Here is a 20,884-nt window from a genome sequence, read left to right as displayed (position 1 = left end):
GAGATCAGAATTTGAACTGGGATACCGTGACGCCGCGCAGCGGCTTGATGACGGTTTCGAAGAGATTGACGGTTTCGAAACTGGCCGCCGTGGTGCGGGTGATGCGACAGGCGGTCATGATGGGAGTCTGGCCCACCACCACGACGAGGCGGCCGCCCACGCGTAGCTGGTACTTGAGCGCATCGGGCACCGTCGGCACCGAGCCCGTGACCAGGATGGCGTCGTATTCGGTGGAGCCCCAGCCGTTGCGGCCGTCGCCCGTCTCGACCTTGACGTTGGCGACGTTGTTCATCTGCAGGTTCTGCTGCGCGAAGGTCACCAGGCGGCTGTCGATCTCGACCGAGGTGACCTGCTGGGCCAGGTAGCCGAGCAGGGCGGCCTGGTAGCCCGAGCCGGTGCCGATTTCGAGCACGCAGTCGGATTTGGTCAGCTGCAGGTCTTGCGCCAGGCGGGCTTCCAGCTTGGGCGCGAGCATGTTCTGGCGCGTGTTGACGCCGTTGATTTCCAGCGGGATTTCCAGGTCGGAAAACGCCAGCGCGCGCAGCGCGGGGGGCACGAACTGCTCGCGGCGCACGTCGAACAGCGCTTGCAGCACGTTGGGGTCCAGAACATCCCACGGGCGGATCTGTTGTTCCACCATGTTGAAGCGGGCTTGTTCTACGTCGGGCAGGGTCGAAGCGTTCATGACGGTCTGGAAAAAACAGGGGGAGAATCAGCCGCCCATTGTACCGATTCGTAGCGCGGTGTGACGGGGGGCGGCGCGAGGCCGCCCGGGGCCCGGTATTTGTAACCGGGAACGATTCACCACCAGGCGTGGAAATGGTGCACGGGGCCGTGGCCGGAGCCCACCGACAGGCGGTCGGCCTGGCGGATGGCTTCGGTCAGGTAAGCCTTGGCGCGGCGCGCCGCCTCGGGCACGTCGTTCAGCTGCGGCAGCAGGGCCGCCAGCGCGGCCGACAGGGTGCAGCCGGTGCCGTGCGTGTTGGCCGTGTCGATGCGGTGGCCGGGCAACTCGATCATGCGGTCGCCGTCGTGCAGCAGGTCTACCGTGTCGCTGCCGGGCAGGTGGCCGCCCTTGACCATGACCCAGCGCTGGCCGTCGTAGGCCATGCGGTTGCGCAGCCGCTCGGCCACGCGGCGCATTTCCTTGAGCGTTTCCACGGGCCGCTCGTCGAGCAGCACGCCGGCCTCGGGCAGGTTGGGCGTGAGCAGCGTGGCCAGCGGCAGCAGCGCGTCGCGCAGCGCGCCCACGGCGTCGCGTTCGAGCAGCAGGTCGCCGCTCTTGGCCACCATGACGGGGTCCAGCACCACGTGGGCGGGCTTCCAGTGGGCGAGCCGGTCGGCCACCACTTCGATCACCGGCCGCTGGCCCAGCATGCCGATCTTGGCGGCGTCGATGCGCACGTCGGCGAACAGCGTGTCGATCTGCTGGCCGACGAAGGCCGGCGGCACGGGCGAGATGCCCGTGACGCCCTGCGTGTTCTGCGCGGTGAGCGCGGCGATGACCGCGCAGCCGTAGGCGCCCAGCGCGCTCATGGCCTTGACGTCGGCCTGGATGCCCGCGCCGCCGGAGGGGTCCACCCCGGCGATGGTCAGCGCGTTCGGAACGGGGCGCGCGCCCGTCTTGCCGGCGCTCATTTGGCGTGGGCCGGCGCGGCGGTGATCAGCCCTTCGGTGGGCGAGCTGGGCGAGCCGCTGTAGAGCTTGCGCGGCATGCGGCCGGCCAGGTAGGCCTCGCGGCCGGACTCCACGCCTTTCTTCATGGCGCTGGCCATCAGGATGGGATCGCGGGCGGCGGCGATGGCGGTGTTCATCAGCACGGCGTCGCAGCCCAGCTCCATGGCGATGGCGGCGTCGGAGGCCGTGCCCACGCCGGCGTCCACCACTACCGGCACCTTGGACTGCTCGATGATGAGCTTGAGGTTCCAGGGGTTGAGAATGCCCATGCCGGAGCCGATCAGCGAGGCCAGCGGCATCACCGCCACCACGCCCAGGTCTTCGAGCATGCGGCACTGGATGGGGTCGTCGGTGCAGTACACCATGACCTTGAAGCCCTCGTCGACGAGCGTTTTGGCCGCCTTCAGCGTTTCCGGCATGTTGGGAAACAGGGTGTGCGGATCGCCCAGCACTTCCAGCTTGACGAGGTCGTGCCCGTCGAGCAGCTCGCGGGCCAGGCGCAGCGTGCGCACCGCGTCGTCGGCCGTGTAGCAGCCGGCGGTGTTGGGCAGCAGCGTGAAGCGCGAGGGCGGCACGTGGTCCAGCAGGTTGGGCTCGCCGGCGTTCTGGCCGATGTTGGTGCGGCGGATGGCCACGGTGACGATTTCGGCGCCGCTGGCGTCCAGGGCGGCGCGGGTCTGTTCGAAGTCCTTGTATTTGCCGGTGCCGACGAGCAGGCGCGAACGGTAGGCGCGGCCGGCGATGATGAGCGTGTCTTGAGTGGTCATGGCGGTGTCTGCAGGGCGGGGCGCGCGGCGCGGCCCGCGGAAAGAAGGCTTTGTCTGCGTGAATGATATAGCACCGGGCCGCCGACACGCGCCGCCGCGGCAGGGCAGCGTTCCACTATTCGGCTTTCGCGTCGCCGGCGCGCACCCGGTCCAGCGCCGCGCAGATGGTTTCGGCGGCGTCCACCAGCCGGGGGCCGGGCCGGTAGAGCGCGTCGGCGTCCACGCCATACACATGGCCGGCGCGGGCGGCGGGCAGGCCGCGCGCCTGCCACACGCGCAGGTCGCGCGCCGCGTCCGACGGCGACATCACGCCCGCGATCACCGCCTCGGGCCGGGCGGCCAGCACGCTTTCCAGCCCGACCCGCGGCGCCAGCGCGGGCATCCGGGCGAACACGTTCACCCCGCCGCACAGCCGCAGCGCGTCGCCCACGATGCTGGCGTCGCTGAGGGTGAAAACAGGTTCGAGCCCCGCCTGCAGGAACACCCGCACGGGCCGCCTGCCGGCGTAGCGCGCCGACAGCGCGGCCAGGCGCCCGCGCAGCGCCCGGGCGGCTTCCCGCGCCTGCGGCTCGGTGCCGAACAGCACGCCCAGGCGCTCCACGGCGTCGGGAATCGCGGCCAGGGTGCGCGGGTCGCTGTAGTACACCGGCACGCCCAGGCGTTCCATGAAGCGCAGCGCCGCATCCGACGCGCCTGAGCCGGCCGCGCCTGAGCCGGCCACGCCTGAGCCGGCCGCGCCTGAGCCGGCCGCAGCCGGTTGCCAGGCGATCAGCAGGTCGGGGCGCGCCGCCGCGAGGCGTTCCGGGTCGGGCCGCGTGCCGTCGCCCACCACGGGCAGGGCGCGCGCGGCGGGCGGGTAGTCGCTGCCCAGCACCGTGGCCGCGATGTACCGGCCCGCGCCCGCGGCATACGCCAGTTCGGTGGCGTGCGGCGTCAGCGTCACGGCGCGCCGGGCTGGCGCGGCCAGCGTTACCACGCGGCCCAGGTCGTCGCGCGCCTGGATGGGCGCGGCGGCGGTCGCGGCCGAGGCCGTCAGCGTGAGCGCGGCGGCGAAGCGGGCGGGGGAAAGGAACATGGGCATGGCGGTGCGGCGGGCGGAGCGCCGACTATATCGGATGGCCGGAAGAACGCCGCCGCACGTCGCCTCCTCAGTACCGCACCGTGAGCGCGGCGTAGAAGTTGCGGCCCGGCGCCGGGTACAGGTTGTAGCGCGCCGTGGAGCCCAGGTACTCGAAGGCCGCGTTCGCGCCGCGCACGCCGTAGCTCGCATAACGGCGGTCGAAGATGTTGTTCACGCCCAGCGCGCCTTCGATGTTGCGGGTGAACGTGTACGCCACCTTCGTATTGAAGAGCACGTAGGCGTCGAGCTGCTTGCCGAACTGGTTGGCCTGGTCGTTGTCCATGCGCGACTTGCCCACGTACTGCGCGCTTACGTTCCACAGCAGCGCATCGGTGGGCCGCCACGTCACGCCGGCGTTGGCCAGCCACTTGGGCACCAGCGGCACGGTCTTGCCCGCCAGGTCCACGCCGTGGTAGGCGCCGGAACGGAACTCGGCCTGCATCCAGGTGAGGTTGCCATCCAGCGTCAGGCCGGGCGCGATGGCATGGCGGGCTTCCAGTTCCACGCCCTGGCGGCGGGTCGGATCCAGGTTGACGTTGGCGCCCGTGCCCGGGCCCCACATGCCGTCGGCCAGCGGGTTGTACTGGATCTCGTTGGTCAGGTCGTAGCGGAACCACGACAGGCGCACGCTGGTGCCGGGCGAGCGCCAGGTCACGCCCAGCTCCTTGTCGGTGGAGGTCTGCGGCGCCAGCGGCTGTTGCACCGAGAGCATTTCGTCGGCGTTGGGCAGGCGGAAGCTGCGGCCGATCTTGCCGTACAGGCCGAAGCCGCCGGCCAGGTCCTGGCGCACGCCCAACTGCCAGGCGGTGAGATGGCGGCCCTTGTCGGACTCGGTGCCCGAGCCGGAGACGACGTCCAGGTCGTCGGAGGCGTATTGGCGGCGCACGCCCAGGGTCACGTAGGTGCTGTCGGTGGCGCGCGCCTGGCCTTCGGCGAACAGGCCGTGCTGCCGCTGGCGCGACCGCCATTGCGTGGGCTCGAAATCGTAATAGGCGTTTTGTGCGGCGGTGGTCTTGGCACGCTGGCCGTCCGCGCCCACCACCACGCTGTGGCCGCCCTGGATGGGCAGGCGGTAGCGCAGGCTGGCGACGGATTCTTCCAGCTTCTGGTCGCGCAGCGTGTCGCCGTAGCCGTCGTAGGACAGGCCGCTCAGCTTCTTGGTGCGGGTGGAGGCGTCGGCATACAGCGTGCCGGGGCCGATCTCCTGCTCCACCTGCAGGCCGAAGGCCGTGGTGGTGGTCTTGATGTAGTCGATGTCGTTCTTGGCGCCCCGCGGGTCGTCCTCGAACTCGTTCGCGCCCGTGTACGGATCGACCAGGCGCGGGCCGGGCAGCTCCAGCTTCTGCGTGGTGGTGCGGCCGTAGAGGCGGATGGAGCCGCCGTCGTGGCGCAGCGTGATGCCCCCGCCGCCGCCCTCGCGGCGCTCGCCGCTGTGGTCGCGGTAATTGTCGGTATGCAGCGATTGCATGTAGGCGTCCACGCCTACTTTCTCGTTGTTGAAAGCGGCCGCGGCATCGTACTGGCGCAGCCCGTAGCTGCCGAAGGTGGCGGTGGCGCGCGCGCGCGCCGGCTCCTTGGAGAAATCCTTGCGCGTGATGATGTTGATCACGCCGCCGGTGGCGCCGCCGCCGTACTGCACCGAGCCGCTGCCCCGCACGATCTCGATGCGGTCCACCTGGTCCAGCGGCACCACGCCCAGGCTGGGCGCGGACAGGTCGTTGGTGTTCTGCTTCACGCCGTCGACGAGGACGAGGGTGTTGCTCGCGCCCGTGATGCCAAAGCCGCGCAGGTCCACGATGGCGTTGTCGCTGGAGCTGCTCGTATTGATGAGGTGGATGCCGGCCTGGGTGGACAGCAGGTCCTGCATGGTGCGCGCGCTGCTGGCGGCGATGTCCCGGGCGGTGATGACCGAGATCGACACCGGCAAGGTGCGGCCGTCGGCGGGCACGCGCGCGGCGGTGACGGTGACGGGAGACAGCTCGGGGGGCTCGGGGGCGGACTGCTGGGCGGCGGAGAGCGCCGGAGCGGCGCAGGCGAGAGCGCCTGCAAGAGCGCCTGCGCGGCGCCGGAAGGTGCGGGTTTTCATCTACATGACCTCGAGGCGGCCCGCGACCCCGCAGGCCAGACACGATGGGAGGATGCGCGCGGGCGGGCCGCGACGGTCATCCTGGCGATCGAACGGGCCGGTATCGGGCTGCCATGGCGCCGGGCGGCGCGCATGGGGACCGTTGCGGGGGCAGCACAGGCTGGGCGGGCCGCGGCGCGGGCGTCGCGCCTCGTGGGCGGACGGCGCGGCCGGGGGCGGGCCTTCCTGTTTCCCGTTTACCTTTCGCGCGCGGCCATGCGGGTCTTGCCTGCATGGCGGGTTGCGCCGAAAGCACCTGTTCGGGGCGAGAACTGTAACACTGGCAGGCGGGGGGCGGCCCGTTTTGTTACGATCAGGGCTTGCTTTTTGAGGCGGAATTCCCTTTTTCGCCACAGACGGCCGCCGTCCGCCCCGCCGGCGCGCGGCGGCCCCGGCTTTTCCATCCATCCATTTCCTGTCCGCTCCGACCGTGTCCTATCCCCGCTTGCCCTATCCGCCCGAAGCCTATACCCGCGGCGGCGAATTCGCCCGCCTGCTGGGAGAGCGCATCCTCATCCTGGACGGCGCCATGGGCACCATGATCCAGCGCTACAAGCTGGGAGAGGCGGATTTCCGCGGCGAGCGCTTCGCCGGCCACGGCAAGGATCTCAAGGGCGACAACGAACTGCTTTCGCTGGTGCGGCCGGACGTCATCTCCGAGATCCACCGCCAGTACCTGGAGGCGGGCGCCGACGTTATCGAAACCAACACGTTCGGCGCGACCTTCATCGCGCAGGGCGACTACGACCTGCCGGAGCTGGCCTACGAAATGAACCTGGAGTCGGCCAGGCTCGCCCGCGCCGCCTGTGACGCCTACAGCACGCCCGACAAGCCGCGCTTCGTGGCCGGCGCGCTCGGGCCCCAGCCCAAGACCGCCTCCATCTCGCCGGACGTGAACGATCCTGGCGCGCGCAACGTCACCTTCGACGAGCTGCGCGACGCCTACGTCGAGCAGCTCAACGGCCTGCTCGATGGCGGCATCGACATCGTCCTCATCGAAACCATCTTCGACACCCTCAACGCCAAGGCGGCCATCTTCGCCACCGAGCTGGTGTTCGAGGAACGCGGCATCCGGCTGCCGGTGATGATCTCCGGCACCGTCACCGACGCTTCCGGCCGCATCCTGTCGGGCCAGACGGTCGAGGCGTTCTGGAATTCGGTGCGTCACGCGCGGCCCGTCACCATCGGCCTGAACTGCGCGCTGGGCGCGGCGCTCATGCGCCCCTACATCGCCGAGCTGGCCAAGATCTGCGACACCTACGTCTGCGTCTATCCCAACGCCGGCCTGCCCAACCCCATGGCCGAAACCGGCTTCGACGAAACCCCGGCCGACACCTCGGCGCTGCTGGAGGAGTTCGCCCGCGCGGGGCTGGTCAACATGTCGGGCGGCTGTTGCGGCACCACGCCGGACCACATCCGCGCCATCGCCGAAAAAGTGCGCGAGCTGCCGCCGCGCGCCGTGCCCGAGATTCCGGTGAAGACCCGGCTGTCGGGCCTGGAGCCGCTCAACATCGACGAGGAAACGCTCTTCGTGAACGTGGGCGAGCGCACCAACGTCACCGGCAGCAAGATGTTCGCCCGCCTGATCCGCGAGGAGAAGTACGACGAGGCGCTGGCCGTGGCGCGCCAGCAGGTGGAGAACGGCGCGCAGATCATCGACATCAACATGGACGAGGCCATGCTGGATTCGGTGGCCTGCATGCACCGCTTCCTCAACCTGATCGCCTCCGAGCCCGACATCGCCCGGGTGCCGATCATGATCGACAGCTCCAAGTGGGAAGTCATCGAAACCGGCCTGAAATGCGTGCAGGGCAAGGCCGTGGTGAACTCCATCTCCATGAAGGAGGGCGAGGAGCCGTTCCGCCGCCATGCCCGCCTGTGCCGCCGCTACGGCGCCGCCGTGGTGGTCATGGCCTTCGACGAGGAAGGGCAGGCCGACACGCTGGAGCGCCGCAAGCAGATCTGCGGCCGGGCTTACCGCATCCTGGTCGAAGAAGAGGGCTTCCCGCCCGAAGACATCATCTTCGACCCCAACGTGTTCGCCGTGGCCACCGGCATCGACGAGCACAACCACTACGCGATGGACTTCATCGAGGGCACGCGCTGGATCCGCGAGAACCTGCCCCACGCCCGCATCTCGGGCGGCGTGTCCAACGTGAGCTTCTCGTTCCGCGGCAACGAGCCCATGCGCGAGGCCATCCACACGGTCTTCCTGTACTACGCCATCAAGGAAGGCATGACGATGGGCATCGTCAATGCCGGCCAGCTCGGCGTCTACGCCGACCTGGACCCGCATCTGCGCGACCTGGTCGAGGACGTCATCCTCGACCGCCCCGAGCCCGTGGGCAAGACCGACCCCGCCGACGAGCGCACGCCCACCGAGCGCCTGGTGCAGTTCGCCGAAACCATCAAGGGCTCGGGCGCCAAGAAGGAAGAAGACCTGTCCTGGCGCGCGGCCTGTGTCGAAGAGCGGCTCTCGCACGCGCTGGTGCACGGCATCACCGCGTATATCGTCGAAGATACCGAGGAAGTGCGCCAGAAGATCGCCGCGCGCGGCGGACGCCCCATCGAAGTGATCGAGGGCCCGCTGATGGACGGCATGAACGTGGTGGGCGACCTGTTCGGCGCGGGCAAGATGTTCCTGCCGCAGGTGGTGAAGTCGGCGCGCGTCATGAAGCAGGCCGTGGCCCACCTCATTCCCTTCATCGAGGAAGAAAAGCGCCAGATCGCGGCCGCGGGCGGCGACGTGCGCGCCAAGGGCAAGATCGTCATCGCCACCGTCAAGGGCGACGTGCACGACATCGGCAAGAACATCGTGTCGGTGGTCCTGCAATGCAACAACTTCGAGGTGGTGAACATGGGCGTCATGGTGCCCTGCGCGCAGATCCTCGAAAAGGCCAAGGAAGAGAACGCCGACATCGTCGGTCTGTCCGGCCTCATCACGCCCAGCCTCGAGGAGATGGCGTACGTGGCCTCGGAAATGCAGCGCGACGAGTACTTCCGCAGCCGCCGGATTCCGCTCATGATCGGCGGCGCCACCACCAGCCGCGTGCACACCGCCGTGAAGATCGCGCCCAACTACGAAGGGCCGGTCATTTACGTGCCGGACGCCAGCCGCTCGGTGGGCGTGGCCACCAGCCTCATGTCCGACCAGAGCGAAGCCTATCTCAAGGAACTGGCCGAGGAATACGAAGACGTGCGCCGCCGCCACGCCAACCGCAAGGCCGCGCCCATCCTGCCGCTGGCCGAGGCGCGCGCCTCGCGCCCCGTCATCGACTGGGACGCCTACACGCCGCCGCGCCCCAAATTCATCGGCCGCCGCACCTTCAAGAGCTACGACCTGGCCGAAATCGCGCGCTACGTGGACTGGGGCCCGTTCTTCCAGACCTGGAGCCTGTTCGGGCCGTTCCCCGCGATTCTCGACGACAAGGTCGTCGGCGAGCAGGCGCGCAAGGTCTACGCCGACGGCCAGGCCATGATGAAGCGCATCATCGAGGGCCGCTGGCTCACCGCCAGCGGCGTGATCGGCTTCTATCCCGCCAATGCCGTCAACGACGAGGATATCGAGGTCTACAAGGACGAAACCCGCAGCGAGGTGCTCTTCACCTACCGCAACCTGCGCCAGCAGGGCGCCAAGCGCGAGGGCGTGAGCAACAAATGCCTGGCCGACTACATCGCGCCGAAATCCAGCGGCAAGCTGGACTACATCGGCATGTTCGCCGTCACGGCCGGCCTGGGCATCGAAAAGAAAGAGGCCGAATTCGAAGCGGCGCTGGACGACTACTCCAGCATCATGCTCAAGTCGCTCGCCGACCGGCTGGCCGAAGGCTTCGCGGAATGCCTGCACGCCCGCGTGCGCCAGGATCTCTGGGGCTACGCGCCCGACGAGCGCCTGTCCAACGAGGAGATGATCGCCGAGAAATACGCGGGCATCCGGCCCGCGCCCGGCTACCCCGCCTGCCCGGAACACGTGGTCAAGACCGATATGTTCCGCGTGCTGGACGCCGGCGAGATCGGCATGATGCTCACCGACAGCTACGCCATGTACCCCGCTTCCAGCGTGTCGGGCTTCTACTTCAGCCACCCGCAGTCGCAGTACTTCAATGTGGGCATCATCGGCGAAGACCAGCTCGCCGACTACGCGGCGCGCAGCGGCCGCAGCATCGAGGATCTGCGCCGCACGCTGGCGCCCAACCTGGGATGATCGGGGCCCCCCCCCCGCGCAAAGCCGGCCTGCGGGCCGGCTTTGCATTTGCGGGCGCGCCGGGGTGCGCCGGCCCTGGCGCGCGGGGCCGCGGCCTGGACAAGCGCGCCGTCCCGGTCGACGGTGATGAAGGCGTTGAGCTCCCCGCGGGCGGCGATGCGGTCCAGGCATGCCTGCGTCAGCGCGACGCTGCTGAGGCCGCCCTGGCGGACCAGGGCGGCGGCCTGCGTGGCGGTCAGGTCCGCCGGCGATACGCGAGGCGGCTGTCGGGATGGATCAGCCCGGCTTCTTCGCCACGATGACCGCGTTGTCGCTGGTGAAGGAGCCGTCGCCCTGCACGTCGAAATGCGCGCGCACCACGTCGGGCGCGATGCCGAACATGTGCCGCAGCGCCGCCACCAGCGCGTCCGGCGTGCGCATGCGTTGCACCCACGCGCCGAATTCCAGCGGCAGGCGGCGCGCCGTCACGCCCTGAACCACGAAGCCCGCCTCGGCCAGCATGCGGGTCCATTCCGACACCGAATAGTCGCGCACATGCGAGGGGTCGCGCAGCACTTCGATGGTCTGCAGCCAGGTGTCCAGCAGCGCCTCGCCCGGCGACACCACGTCGGCGAACACTGCCGTGCCGCCCGGCTTGAGCACGCGCCGGGCCTCGCGCAGCGCGCGGCCGGGGTCTTCCCAGTGGTGGGTGGAGTAGCGCGACATCACCAGGTCGAATTCGCCGTCGGCGAACGGCAGCGTCTCGGCCTTGCCGCGACAGGTGGCAAGATTGGACAGGCCGCGCCGGGCCGCCTCGGCCGCCACCACGTCCAGCATCTGCTGCGACAGATCGTAGGCCACGACCTGGCCCGCGTGCGGCGCCACGTGGAAGCTGACGTGGCCGCCGCCGCAGCCCAGGTCCAGCACCCGCGCCCCGGGATGCGCGCGGGCGATGTCCGCTATCTGGCGCAGGTCTTCGCCTTGCGCATGCACCGCGCTGGCCAGGTAGGCCCGCGCCTGCGGACTGAACTGGCGTTGCACGGCGTCGTCATGGGTGTGGTTCAGCATGATGGGGGAGTCCTCGAAGGCAGGTGCGCATGGGAAACCGCGCCTGCTCGCAGGCGCATGGCGCTAAGATAGGCGGCCTCCCATACACGTACAAGACCATTGTTCATCCTGGTATGAATACTTCCCCTCAAGCGGCCGCGGGCCAGGAAGGATCGCGCCTGCGCCGCCAGGCGCTCGGCGAATTCGTGCGCAGTGCGCGCGCGCGCATTACGCCGCAGATGGCCGGCCTGCCCGAGGGCCTGCGGCGGCGCACGCCCGGCCTGCGCCGCGAAGAAGTCGCCCAGCTTTGCGGCATCAGCGTCACTTGGTACACCTGGATCGAGCAGGGCCGGGAAGTGTCCGTCTCGCCTTCGGTATGGTCGCGCATCGCGGGCGTGCTGCAGCTCGCCCGCGCCGAACGCGCCTATCTCTTCGATCTGGCCGACTGCGCCGACCCCCAGCACGACCGCGGCGACGCGAACGGCGTGCCCGGGACGCTGCAGGCCTGTGTGGACGCCATCCAGGCGCCCGCCTACGTGCTCGACCGCGCCTGGAACGTGCTGGCCTATAACGAGCCGCTGCGCGAGCTGTTCGACGACTGGCCGCGCCGCGACCCCGAGCCCAACCTGCTGCGTTACATCTTCCTGGACCCCGCCGCCCGCGACCTGGTGGTGGACTGGGACCAGCGCGCCCGCCGCGTGGTGGCCGAGTTCCGCGCCGACGCCGGCGCCCACCTCGACGAACCCGCCGTGCTTGCCCTCATCGACGGCCTCAACCGCCAAAGCCCTGTCTTCGCGCACTGGTGGACGCGCCATGCCGTGGTCGAACGCGAAGGCGGCGTGCGCGAATTCCAGCATCCCGCCAAGGGCCGCCTGGCCTACCAGCAGATCACCTTCCGCCTCGCCACGCATCCGGATCTGAAGCTGGTGATGTTGCTGAGCGGCGCGGCTCAGGGCGGGCAGGGCGGCTAACCGATTCCGGGCGGGCCTTCCAGCAGGCTGCCTTGCGCGGCGGCTTCCATCAGGCCCAGCAACAGCTTCTTCACCGGCGCCGGCAGCGCCACCCGCGGCAGTTCGGCGGCAGGCACCCAGCGCTGCGGCGGGCCGGCGTCGCGCAGGCCGGCGGCGCGCACGGGCACGTACCAGGGCCGCACGTGCAGGCGGTAGTGGGTGAAGGTATGGGCGAAGGCGGCCAGTTCGTGGCGGCCTTCGGGCTCCAGTCCGAGCGCGCGGGAGGCGTCGCCGGGGTCTTGCCCGGGATCGAACTCCGGCAGGCTCCACAGCCCGCCCCAGATGCCGGGCGACGGGCGCTGCTGGAGCAGCACGGCGCCGCCGTGCTGCAGCACCAGCATGGCGGTCTGGCGTTCGGGAATGGCCTTGCGCGCCTTGGGCGCAGGCAGTTCGGCCTGGCGGCCATCGCGGCGCGCCACGCAGGTGGCCGCCACCGGACAGGCCCCGCAGGCGGGCTTGCCGCGGGTGCAGACGGTGGCGCCCAGGTCCATCAGCCCTTGCGTGTAGGCGGCCATGTCCAGGCCGGGCGCGGCCTCGACCTGGGCCTCGGCCAGCGCCCAGAGCCGCTGTTCCACCTCGCGCCGCGAGGGATCGCCCTCGATGCCGAAATGGCGGGTGAAGACGCGCTTGACGTTGCCGTCCATGATGGGCGAGCGCTCGCCGTAGCTGAAGGCGGCGATGGCGGCGGCGGTGGAGCGGCCGATGCCGGGCAGGGTGGCGATCTGTTCGGCGCTGGGCGGAAACCGGCCGTTCCAGTCGCGCGCGACTTCCTGGGCGCAGCGGTGCAGGTTGCGCGCCCGGGCGTAGTAGCCCAGGCCCGCCCAGTAGGGCATGACGTCTTCCTGGGCGGCGGCGGCCAGCGCCTGCACGTCGGGAAAGCGCTCGAGGAATCGCTCGTAATAGGGAATGACGGTGGCCACCTGCGTCTGCTGGAGCATGATTTCCGAGAGCCAGACCCGGTAGGGGTCGCGGCTGCGCTGCCAGGGCAGGCCATGGCGGCCATGCCGGCGCTGCCAGGCGGCGATGCGAGAGGCGAAGTCCATGGCCGGCATTATCGCACCGCACTATTGCCGGGCGGCGGGGTAGCGGTTACAACGGACGGACCACAAGCGCATCCGCGCCTGGACTGCACGGCCCCGTCACATCGTCAGCTTGCATCGTCCGGCCTGGCGCCTGTCTGCGCGACGCGCGGCTCACGCGCCGCCGCGGGCTGACAGCCGCCGCCGGGCCGCTCCAAGGGCTCATACCGGCGTGCGCGGCACGAAGGGAGTCCGGCGGGCATGCAGGGCGGCGGCGGCGGGGATAGACGATCCTCGGAGGCGACATGAATGCTCCCCTCTCGCCCGCGGTGCGGGCGGCGCTCGAATCCGTCCAGCTCGATGACAAATACACCCTGGAATCCGGCCGCGCCTGGATGAGCGGCATCCATGCGCTGGTGCGCCTGCCCATGATGCAGCGCATGCGCGACCGGCGCGCGGGCTTGAACACCGCCGGCTTCGTGTCGGGCTACCGGGGGTCGCCGCTGGGCGGGCTGGACCAGAACATGTGGAAGGCGTCCGCCCATCTCAAGGCGCACCACGTCGAGTTCCGGCCGGGCGTCAACGAAGACCTGGCGGCCACGGCGGTGTGGGGCTCGCAGCAGGTCAATCTGTTTCCGGGCGCGAAATACGACGGCGTGTTCGGCATGTGGTACGGCAAGGGGCCGGGCGTGGACCGCTGCGGCGACGTCTTCAAGCATGCCAACGCGGCGGGCACTTCGCGCCATGGCGGCGTGCTGGCGGTGGCCGGCGACGACCACCCGGCCAAGTCTTCCACGCTGCCTCACCAGAGCGACCACATACTCAAGGCCTGCATGATTCCGGTGCTGTTTCCGGCCAGCGTGCAGGAGGTGCTGGACTACGGCATCCACGGCTGGGCGATGAGCCGCTACGCGGGGGTGTGGGTCGGCCTGAAGTGCATTACCGACATCGTGGAGGCTTCGGCGCCGGTGGAGGTCGACCCCGAGCGCGTGCGGATCGCGCTGCCGGAGGATTTCGACATGCCGCCCGGCGGCCTCAACATCCGCGTGCCGGACACGCCCCTGCAGCAGGAGGCGCGGCTGCTGGACCACAAGCTATACGCAGCCCTGGCCTATGCGCGCGCCAACGGCCTGAACCGGGAACTGTGGACGGTGCCGGCCGGCACGGCCCGTTACGGCATCATGACCTCGGGCAAGGCGCACCTGGACACCATGCAGGCGCTGGCCGACCTGGGCCTGACCGAAGACGTGTGCCGGCGCATCGGCCTGCGGGTTTTCAAGGTGGGCATGGTCTGGCCGCTGGAGGCCACGGGCGTGCAGCGTTTCGCCGAGGGCCTGGACGAGATCCTGGTGGTGGAGGAAAAGCGGCAGATCCTGGAGTACCAGCTCAAGGAGGAGCTGTTCGGCTGGATCGGCAGCGGGCGCAAGATTCCGCGCGTGGTGGGCAAGTTCGACGACAAGGACGGCGGCGAGTGGTCGGTGCCCCAGGGCAACTGGCTGCTGCCGGCGCACTACGAGTTCTCGCCGGCCATGGTGGCCAAGGCCGTGGGGGCCCGGCTGCTGCGCATGGCGCTGCCGCAGGACGTGCGCGCGGGCATCGAGGCGCGGCTGGCGGAGATCGCCGGGCGCGAGGCGGCGCTGGCGCGGCCGAGGGTGACGGCCGAGCGCAAGCCGTGGTTCTGTTCGGGCTGTCCGCACAATACCTCGACCCGGGTGCCGGATGGCTCGCGCGGCATGGCGGGCATCGGCTGCCACTACATGGTCACGTGGATGGGCCGCAACACCCAGGTCTGCACCCAGATGGGCGGCGAGGGCGTGCCCTGGATCGGCCAGGCGCCGTTTACCGAGGAAAAGCACGTATTCGCCAACCTGGGCGACGGCACGTATTTCCACTCGGGCCTGCTCGCCATCCGCGCGGCGGTGGCGGCGCGCGTGCCCATCACCTACAAGATCCTGTTCAACGACGCCGTGGCCATGACCGGCGGGCAGCCGGTGGACGGGCCGCTGTCGGTGCCCATGATCAGCCGCCAGATGGCGGCCGAGGGCATAGAGAAAATCGTGGTGGCGACGGACGATCCCGGCAAGTACCGCGGCATGGCGGGCATGGCGCCGGGTGTGCCCGTGAGGCACCGCGACGAGCTGGACGCCGTGATGCGCGAGCTGCGCGAATACCCGGGCGTGTCGGTGCTGATCTACGACCAGACCTGCGCCACCGAGAAGCGGCGCCGCCGCAAGCGCAACGCCTATCCCGACCCGGCGCGCCGGGTGCTTATCAACGAGCGGGTCTGCGAGGGCTGCGGCGATTGTTCGGAGCAGTCGAACTGTCTCTCGGTGGAGCCGCTGGAGACGGAATTCGGCCGCAAGCGCCGCATCAATCAGTCGAGCTGCAACAAGGACTTTTCCTGTCTGAAGGGCTTCTGCCCCAGTTTCGTGACGGTGGAAGGCGGGCGGCTGAAGCCGCCCCGGGCCATGCGCGGCGGCGAGACGGCGCCCGACGAGGGTCTGCCCGGGCCGGCGTCGCGGCCGGGCCTGGACCGCCCGTACGGCGTGTTCGTGGCGGGCGTGGGCGGCACGGGCGTGGTCACCATCGGCCAGCTCGTCGGAATGGCGGCCCACCTGGAGGGCAAGGGCGCGTCGGTGCTGGACATGGCGGGCCTGGCGCAGAAGGGCGGCGCGGTCTACTCGCACGTGCTGCTGGCGGCGGATCCGGGCGCCCTGCTCAATACGCGCGTGGCCATGGGCGAGGCCGACCTGCTGCTGGCGGGCGATCTCGTCGTGGCGGCGGGGCCGGATGCGATCGCGCGCCTGGCGCCGGGCCGCACGCACGGTCTGCTCAACAGCGAAACCCTGCCCACGGCGGCCTTCGTGCACGACCCGGACTGGGCGCTGCCCGGCTCGGACCTGTTGGCCGACCTGCGGGCGGCCTGCGGCCCGGACCGCCTGGCGCTGGTGGACGCCTCGGGCCTGGCGCTGCGTCTGCTGGGAGACGCCATTTACGCCAATCCGCTGATGCTGGGCTATGCCTGGCAGAAGGGCTGGCTGCCGCTGTCCGCGCAGGCGCTGCGCCGCGCCATCGAGCTCAACGGCCAGCAGGTCGAGCGCAACCTCGCGGCATTCGGCTGGGGCCGCCGCGCGGCGCACGACCTGGCCGGCCTGCTGCGCGAGCTGGACCGCGACGAGCCGGCTTCCGGGCTGCCCGACGGGGTCGTCGAGATCAGCCGTCCGCGCGCGCACAAGCCGGTGCTGGAACTGAAGAAGCCGCCCGCCGAGCTGGAGCGGCTGGTCGCCGTGCGCAAGGCGTACCTGACCCAATACCAGAACGCGGCCTATGCCGCGAAGTACGAGGCCCTGGTGCGCAAGGTGGCCGCCGCCGAGCGGGAGGCCACCGGCACCGACCGGCTGGCGATCGCGGTGGCGCGTAATTACTTCAAGCTCATGGCCTACAAGGACGAATACGAGGTGGCCAGGCTCTACAGCGACGGCGAATTCCTTGCCCGCGTCAACGAACAGTTCGAGGGGGACTGGAAGCTGCGCTTCTACCTGGCGCCGCCGCTGCTGGCGCGGCCGGGGCCCGACGGCCGGCCCCGGAAGCATGCCTACGGGCACGGGATGCTGCGCGTGTTCCGCATGCTGGCGCGCCTGCGCTTTCTGCGCGGCACGCGATTCGACCCCTTCGGCTACGCCGCCGAGCGCAAGGCCGAGCGCGCGCTCATGCGGGAGTACGGCGAAACCATGGCGGCGATCCTGGGCAAGCTCAACCGCGGCAACCTGGACCGCGCCGTCGAGCTGGCCAGCCTGCCCGAGGAAATCCGCGGCTACGGTCCCGTGAAGGAAGCCGCCATGGCGCGCGCGGCCCGGCGCCGCGAAAAGCTGCTGGAAGGCTTCAGCGCCACGGTGGTGAAGCTGGGCGGCATCCGCGCGGCATAAATGGATAAGGTAGATAAGGAGGCGCGGCCCTAGCTGCTGGCGGCCTCGGTCTTGCGGCGGGTGAGGCCGGTGTCGAAACGCTCGACGCCGGGGCGCGGCGCCGGCTGCCGCCCCGGGGCAAGGCGTTCCACGCCCGGGCGGTCGAAGCGCTCCACGCCCGGACGCGTGAAGCGCTCCACGCGGGGCGGGCTCTGGGTCTTGGCCTGCACGCTCTGCGCCGCGGCCACTTCGCGCTTGGCGATGATTTCTTCGGCGCGCTGGTGGTGCGGCGCCATCTTGCGCACCATGACGCGGCCGGTGCGCGGGAAATAATTGATGCGGCGCGCATGCACGTCGCCGAGATCCTGCGCGCGCACCGGGATGCCTTCCGTCTTGAGGTAGCTCAGCACGAACTGGGCATTGCGCTCGCCGATGTTCATCTGTTGCATGGCGCTGAGCACCGCGCCGCCGCCGAACACCTTGGCTTCGAGGCGGTCGCGCACGGCGCCGGCCTTGAGCAGCTCGTTGATGAGCACTTCCATGGCGAAAGCCCCGTAGCGCATGGTGGCCGACGCCGGCGATTGCATGTCGCCTTCCGGCAACATGAAGTGATTCATGCCGCCCACGCCGTTGACCGGGTCATGGACACAGGCGGCCACGCAAGAGCCCAGCACCGTCGAGATCATGATGTCTTCGTCGGTGACGTAGAACTCGTTGGGCAGCACTTTCACCGCCTGGCACTGGAACGCGCTGTCGAAGTAATGGCGCGTTGCGCGGGCATCAAGACGGGAAACCATGGCTCGGGAGGAAGGATGAGAACAGCGGTTTGGACACGAAAAGGCACGGCCTGCAAGAAGAAAAGTTTCAAAATATGTAGAAAATTATCGCTTTATTCTTACATATCCTGGGCCAGACACAAGAACGGCTATGTAACGGCGATGTGTGTCCCTGATTTCCCTCATCTCCGGAGCGGAAACGGGCGCGGCCGGGGGCCGCGCATGGCCTGGTCATCCTAGCCGCACCTGCGCGGTTTCTTTTTCCCGATCACGGGGAGGAAGCGGGGCCAGTCAGGCGGTTTGGCCGACGCGCCCCTGCGGGCAAGGGGCGGCGCCGGCGGGCGGTTTCCTAGAACCGCGTGTTGCGCGTGACCGACCAGCGCGCGGACAGCGCGCCGAGCGCCGCCGAGGCGAGCACGGCCAGCGCCAGGATTGCGGGCGAGGGCAGGTGCAGGGCGAACTCGGCGCCGTAGCTGCGGGCCAGGCCGAGCAGGGCGTCGTTCAGGGGCGCGAGGCAGATCGCCGCCAGGCCGATGCCCAGCAGCGAGGCCAGGGCGCCGGACAGGCCGCCCAGGTAGAGAAAGGGCCGGCGCACGAAGGACTCGGTGGCGCCCACCAGCCGCGCCACCGCGATTTCCTCGCGCTGGAGCATGGCCTGCATGCGCACCGTGTTGAACACCGTGGCCAGCACCACCACCGCCACCGCCGCCGCCAGGAAGGCCAGGCCGATGCGGGCGAAGCGCAAGATGGCTTCCAGGCGCTGCACCCAGGCGCTGTCGAGTTGCACCAGGTCGACCTGGTCCCATTGTTTCCAGGCGCGGGCGAGCTTGTCGGCCCGGCCGGACAGGTCGTCGCCGTCGGCCAGGGTGACCACGACCGCGTCGGGCAGGGGGTTGCCCGGCAGCACGGCCAGCGCCTGCTGCCAGGCGGGATTGGCGCGCAGGTCGGCCAGGGCGTCGTCGCGGCCCACCACGCGCACCGCCTTGATGTCGCCGGCGTAGTCGCTCTGGATGCGCCGGGCCACTTCGGCGGTGGCGCTGGCGGGGGCATCCACCCGCATGAAAACCGTGAGTTCGGGGGTGACTGACACCTGGCGGGCCACCGGCTGCACCGACACCAGGATGGCGGTGCCCAGCAGCGGCAGGGCCAGCGCCAGGGCCATGACGAGCAGGTTGGCCAGCGACGAGAAGGGCTGCTTGAGCAGCCGGCGTATCGTCACCATGAGCGCATAGCGGTGTTGGCGCAGCCAGGCGTTCATGCGGCGTCTCCGGCGTGGGGCGCGCGCGGGGCGGCGCGTCCGGCGGGGACGCCGGCGGCGTCGGCCGGGGCCGCGCCGGGGTGGGAGTCGGAGAACTTGCCCGGTTCGATGCGCAGGGTGCGCGTGGCGTAGTTCGCCATGAGCTCCTGGTCGTGCGAGGCGATGAGCGTGGTGACGCCCACGCGGTTGAAGTCGCGGAACACGTTCATGATGCGCTGCGCGTTGTCGTGGTCGAGATTGGCGGTGGGCTCGTCGGCGATGAGGATGGCGGGCCGGTTCACGATGGCCCGCGCGATCGCCAGGCGCTGCTGTTCGCCGCCCGACAGTTCGATGGGGTTGAGGTCTTCCTTGCCCGACAGGCCCACCTTGTCCAGCGCCGCCCGGGCGCGCGCGGCCGCCGCGTCGCGGGCCTGGCCGACCACCGCCAGCGGCAGCATGACGTTCTCGAAGGCGCTGCGGTCGAAGAGCAGGTGGGTGTCCTGGAGGATGACGCCCACGGCGCGCCGCAGGTAGGGGCGGGCGCGGGCCGGCAGCTTGTCCAGCCGCTGGCCGTTGACCTGTATGGAGCCGCGGCTGGCGGGTTCCAGCCCGCCGATCAGCTTGAGCAGGGTGGATTTGCCGGCGCCCGAGGGCCCCGATACGAAAACGAATTCTCCCGCGCTCACGCGGAAATTGATGTCGGCCAGGATGTTCCGGCCGCGGCCATACGATTTGAATACGTGCTGGAATTCGATCATGGCGGCTGTCAGATGAAGCCGCAATAGTAACTCGCCGCGGCCGTGGCGGGCCCCCTGACGCGTCCCTTTTTGCGGGGCGGCACGGGGCAGCGTTTCCACCAGTGTCCCTATATTTCGAGGGAATTCCCGGATGCGCCGTCTGCGGCGTGGACGCTACCATCCGCCCCATGCGTGCAGCCTACCCGGCCCGCGTACTGATTGCTTCATCCTATACGGAGATCACAATGAAAGTACTGAAACTCGCCGCGATCGGCGCCGCTCTGTTCGCTGTTTCCGCGGCCGCCAATGCGGGTGCCACCTTCGACAGCGTCAAGAAGAAAGGGTTTGTCCAGTGCGGCGTGTCGACGGGCATCCCGGGTTTCTCCATTGCTGACAGCAAGGGCCAATGGAAGGGCCTGGACGTGGACCTGTGCCGCGCCATCGCCACCACCATGTTCGGCGACGCTTCCAAGTTCAAGGTCACGCCGCTGAACACGCAGCAGCGGTTCACCGCGCTGCAGTCCGGCGAAGTGGACGTGCTTACCCGCAACACCACCGTCACGCTCACCCGCGACACCACGCTGGGCCTGATCGGCGTGGGCGTCAACTACTACGACAGCCAGGGCGTCATGGTGTCCAAGGACCTGGGCGTCAAGAGCGCCAAGGAACTGAACGGCGCCACCATCTGCGTGCAGCCCGGCACCACCACCGAGCTCAACCTCGCCGACTGGTTCCGCGGCCAGAAGATCGAATTCAAGCCCGTCGTGATCGACAAATACGACGAAATCGTGCGCGCCTTCTCGGCCGGCCGCTGCGACGCCTTCACCACCGACAAGTCGCAGCTTGCGTCCACCCGCACGACGCTCGAAAATCCGGACAAGTACGTCATTCTGCCGGAAGACTTCTCCAAGGAGCCGCTGGGCCCCATGGTGCGCCAGGGCGACGAGCAGTGGTTCAACGTGGTGCGCTGGTCGCTCAACGCCATGCTCGAGGCCGAGGAATACGGCATTACGTCCAAGAACGTGGACGAAATGACCAAGAGCACCAATCCCAACATCCAGCGCATCCTGGGCGTGACGCCCGGCATGGGCAAGAACCTGGGCGTGGACGACAAGTGGGCCTACAACATCATCAAGCAGGTGGGCAACTATGGCGAAAGCTTTGAAGCCACGCTGGGCAAGAGCAGCGCCATGAAGCTGGATCGGGGCCTGAACGCCTCGTACAAGCAAGGTGGCCTGATGTACGGCTGGCCGGTGCGCTGATCCCGGTCCCGCCATGCAG

14 protein-coding genes are annotated in these 20,884 nt (G+C 69.5%); 4 read left to right on the top strand and 10 right to left on the bottom strand.

Annotation, left to right across the window (positions count from 1 at the left end):
- Positions 1-4: 4 nt before the first annotated feature.
- The 5 genes from NGJ44_RS00405 to NGJ44_RS00385 form a co-directional block, all read right to left on the bottom strand.
- On the bottom strand, positions 5-685 hold the full coding sequence (locus NGJ44_RS00405; protein WP_251862779.1) for a protein-L-isoaspartate O-methyltransferase family protein: 681 nt from the start codon (positions 683-685) through the stop codon (positions 5-7).
- A 116-nt stretch (positions 686-801) separates the two neighbouring features.
- Positions 802-1,638, bottom strand: coding sequence for a bifunctional hydroxymethylpyrimidine kinase/phosphomethylpyrimidine kinase (thiD, locus tag NGJ44_RS00400; RefSeq protein ID WP_251862778.1), 837 nt, complete (start codon positions 1,636-1,638; stop codon positions 802-804).
- Complete coding sequence (locus tag NGJ44_RS00395) at positions 1,635-2,444, bottom strand: thiazole synthase (protein ID WP_251862777.1); 810 nt, start codon at positions 2,442-2,444, stop codon at positions 1,635-1,637. The genes thiD and NGJ44_RS00395 overlap by 4 nt, the downstream gene beginning before the upstream one ends.
- A gap of 115 nt (positions 2,445-2,559) precedes the next feature.
- On the bottom strand, positions 2,560-3,519 hold the full coding sequence (locus tag NGJ44_RS00390) for a cobalamin-binding protein (RefSeq protein ID WP_251862776.1): 960 nt from the start codon (positions 3,517-3,519) through the stop codon (positions 2,560-2,562).
- Between the two features lie 73 nt (positions 3,520-3,592).
- A complete protein-coding gene (locus tag NGJ44_RS00385) occupies positions 3,593-5,650 on the bottom strand; it encodes a TonB-dependent receptor (RefSeq protein WP_251862775.1) in 2,058 nt (685 codons plus the stop codon).
- 469 nt (positions 5,651-6,119) lie between these two features.
- Here NGJ44_RS00385 and metH point away from each other — a divergent pair, with 469 nt between their 5' ends.
- A complete protein-coding gene (gene metH / locus NGJ44_RS00380; RefSeq protein ID WP_053246525.1) occupies positions 6,120-9,893 on the top strand; it encodes a methionine synthase in 3,774 nt (1,257 codons plus the stop codon).
- Positions 9,894-10,169: 276 nt separating this feature from the next.
- Here the strand turns inward: metH and NGJ44_RS00370 are convergent, their stop codons facing one another.
- Positions 10,170-10,940: a class I SAM-dependent methyltransferase gene (locus tag NGJ44_RS00370; protein ID WP_251862774.1), complete on the bottom strand. Its 771-nt coding sequence runs from the start codon at positions 10,938-10,940 to the stop codon at positions 10,170-10,172.
- A gap of 113 nt (positions 10,941-11,053) precedes the next feature.
- Here NGJ44_RS00370 and NGJ44_RS00365 point away from each other — a divergent pair, with 113 nt between their 5' ends.
- Complete coding sequence (locus NGJ44_RS00365) at positions 11,054-11,890, top strand: helix-turn-helix transcriptional regulator (protein WP_251862773.1); 837 nt, start codon at positions 11,054-11,056, stop codon at positions 11,888-11,890.
- On the opposite strand, the gene mutY is transcribed toward NGJ44_RS00365, so the two are convergent.
- The gene (gene mutY / locus NGJ44_RS00360) at positions 11,887-12,981 is read right to left on the bottom strand and encodes an A/G-specific adenine glycosylase (protein ID WP_251862772.1); all 1,095 of its coding nucleotides are present in this window, start codon (positions 12,979-12,981) and stop codon (positions 11,887-11,889) included. The genes NGJ44_RS00365 and mutY overlap by 4 nt on opposite strands.
- A 272-nt stretch (positions 12,982-13,253) precedes the next feature.
- Here mutY and NGJ44_RS00355 point away from each other — a divergent pair, with 272 nt between their 5' ends.
- Positions 13,254-16,874 carry an indolepyruvate ferredoxin oxidoreductase family protein gene (locus NGJ44_RS00355; RefSeq protein WP_251862771.1) on the top strand — a complete coding sequence of 1,207 codons (3,621 nt, stop codon included), beginning with the start codon at positions 13,254-13,256 and terminating at the stop codon, positions 16,872-16,874.
- 29 nt (positions 16,875-16,903) lie between these two features.
- Here NGJ44_RS00355 and cheD read toward each other — a convergent pair whose 3' ends face one another.
- The 3 genes from cheD to NGJ44_RS00340 form a co-directional block, all read right to left on the bottom strand.
- On the bottom strand, positions 16,904-17,650 hold the full coding sequence (gene cheD / locus NGJ44_RS00350; protein ID WP_053246779.1) for a chemoreceptor glutamine deamidase CheD: 747 nt from the start codon (positions 17,648-17,650) through the stop codon (positions 16,904-16,906).
- Positions 17,651-17,978: 328 nt separating this feature from the next.
- Positions 17,979-18,887, bottom strand: coding sequence for a cell division protein FtsX (locus NGJ44_RS00345; protein ID WP_251862770.1), 909 nt, complete (start codon positions 18,885-18,887; stop codon positions 17,979-17,981).
- On the bottom strand, positions 18,884-19,624 hold the full coding sequence (locus tag NGJ44_RS00340; protein WP_251862769.1) for a cell division ATP-binding protein FtsE: 741 nt from the start codon (positions 19,622-19,624) through the stop codon (positions 18,884-18,886). Before NGJ44_RS00340 ends, NGJ44_RS00345 begins: the two co-directional genes overlap by 4 nt.
- A 224-nt stretch (positions 19,625-19,848) precedes the next feature.
- On the opposite strand from NGJ44_RS00340, the gene NGJ44_RS00335 reads away from it, so the two are divergent.
- Positions 19,849-20,865, top strand: a complete 1,017-nt coding sequence (locus tag NGJ44_RS00335; RefSeq protein ID WP_053245877.1) for an amino acid ABC transporter substrate-binding protein — start codon at positions 19,849-19,851, stop codon at positions 20,863-20,865.
- Positions 20,866-20,884 lie beyond the last annotated feature (19 nt).

This window comes from Achromobacter sp. Marseille-Q4962, assembly GCF_943737005.1.
Lineage (GTDB): Bacteria > Pseudomonadota > Gammaproteobacteria > Burkholderiales > Burkholderiaceae_B > Achromobacter.
Note: the sequence above shows the minus strand (reverse complement) of the source record. Positions and strands in the feature narration are given on the sequence as shown.